Source organism: Pontimicrobium sp. MEBiC06410 (assembly GCF_053601615.1).
The window spans coordinates 1-1,852 of sequence record NZ_JBSHNT010000073.1 but is presented as its reverse complement, the minus strand read 5'-3'; the positions used below and the strand labels follow the sequence as shown (position 1 = coordinate 1,852).

2 protein-coding genes and 1 pseudogene are annotated in these 1,852 nt (G+C 31.8%); 2 read left to right on the top strand and 1 reads right to left on the bottom strand.

All coding sequences use genetic code 11. From position 1 onward, the window contains the following. Window positions 1-892 (top strand): IS110 family transposase (locus tag ACVC08_RS00480; RefSeq protein ID WP_452600553.1); only part of this gene is annotated, 892 nt, incomplete at its 5' end. Window positions 893-934: 42 nt separating this feature from the next. On the opposite strand, the gene ACVC08_RS00475 is transcribed toward ACVC08_RS00480, so the two are convergent. Continuing rightward, window positions 935-1,390 (bottom strand): HIT family protein, encoded by a 456-nt coding sequence (locus tag ACVC08_RS00475; protein WP_452600552.1) that lies wholly within the window; start codon window positions 1,388-1,390, stop codon window positions 935-937. Window positions 1,391-1,669: 279 nt separating this feature from the next. Here ACVC08_RS00475 and ACVC08_RS00470 point away from each other — a divergent pair. Beyond that, window positions 1,670-1,852 (top strand): annotated as a pseudogene (locus ACVC08_RS00470) (IS1182 family transposase); the annotation flags it as partial.

The window sequence follows — 1,852 nt, the reverse complement described above, 5'->3', positions numbered from 1 at the left end:
TCATGTTGAATTAAAAAATGATGAATCTGGTTTTAAACAACTTTTAAAAAGTTTACCAAAAAAGGCATTAGTAGTTATGGAAGCTACTGGCTATTATCATTATCGCTTGGCTCAATTTTTATATAAAAATGGAGTTGTAGTTTCGGTTGTAAATCCTTTAAGTGTTAAGCGATTTATCCAGATGAAATTAGCAAAAGTAAAAACCGATAAGAGCGATGCAAAAGCAATTTGTGAGTATGGTACAATAAACGAAGTGCCACTTTATAATGCCTTAACAGATATTCAGGCAGAATGCTTACAGTTGTTTAGATTACTGGATAGTTATGTAAAAAAGAGCACAGCAACAAAAAATAAACTACATGGTGAAACTGTTTTAGGTATTCCATCAAAAACAGTTTATCGTTCTTTAAAAAGAAATTTATATCACTTAAAAAAAGAGATAAAATTATTAGAAGATAGATTGTTAGAATTAGTAAAACAAGACCAACAACATCAATTAACATTATTACAAACTATTCCAGGAATAGGAATAAAAACAGCATTGTTTCTAATAGTTGTAACCGATGGTTTTAAGACGTTTGAAACGGCTTCACAGCTTTGTAGTTATGCTGGTATAACACCAACAATTAGAGAGTCTGGAAGTAGTGCTAGAGGACGAAGTCGTATTAGTAAAGTAGGAAATAAAAAACTTAGAAATTTAGTGTTTTTAGCAGCGTTTTCAGCTTATAAATATAACAAAGCTTGTAAAGCATTATTTGAGAGAATAGTTGCTAAAGGAAAGAGTAAAAAACTAGCATTAATAGCAGTAGCAAATAAGTTATTAAAACAAGCTTTTGCTATTGCAAAAAGCGGATTACCTTATGATGAAAACTTTGTTTCAAGATTAGCTTAAAATTGCTTGTTTTTTAACTCAGTTCTTTGTTAGGCAACGTTTTTAATTAAGTATTTTATTGGAAACTTGCAATAATTTATCATCACTTGCTCTATCGCAATCATGCGACGAGATATAACCTTCATATTTCTCAAAGTATTTCGTCTGTTTTGATAAAAATGGTTTCCATGTTTCCAAGTCTGAAGTGCCATGCATAGGAAACAGTTTAACATGAGCATGGTCCACACCAAAGCCTTCCATCATCAGTCCAGTTCTACCCACATCGTCCAATTTCTCATCTAATAATTTCCCGACTTGTTTTGCGGCGATGATTAATTTTGATAATTCTAGATCCGTTAAATCGAAGCAGTAGCTATTTAAGTGTCTTTTAGTTGCTACAACTGTAAAACCCTCTGTATTTGGAAAAATTGAGAGAAATGCCACATGTTCTTCATTCTCCCAAATTTTAAACGCAGGAGCCTTTCCATTAACGATATCACAAAAAATGCAGTTACTCATATTGTATTCAAATGTTGCCTAACGTTTAGTATATGGCAAGTAGGGCATTAGAAAGCAATAAACTTTCAAGTTTGCACTGAGCCAAAACGTTGTATTTTGTTTTTAATTTATTCATTTTAAAAGCCAAATCAACGATTTGGCGGTATTTGTAAATAGCACTGGACTTACGTAAAACACTAAACGCCCTATTTGCTATATACAGTGTGCATGTTGCACAACTCTGTTTATAAAGATACTATAGTTTTCTCAAACTAGTTTTAAAAATCATTAACTTTAGTTATGCAAGGTAAAAAAGAGTATCAAGAAAAACTATTCACTAGTTTTCTGTTAAGTGAGCGTGTAAGTAAAACAAACTTTTACAGACGCTTAAAAGAGGGCTTAAATTTAGACTATTTATATGGCTTGACAGAGCAGTATTATGGAACAAGCGGACAGAAAAGCATCGATCCTATTGTGTTTTTT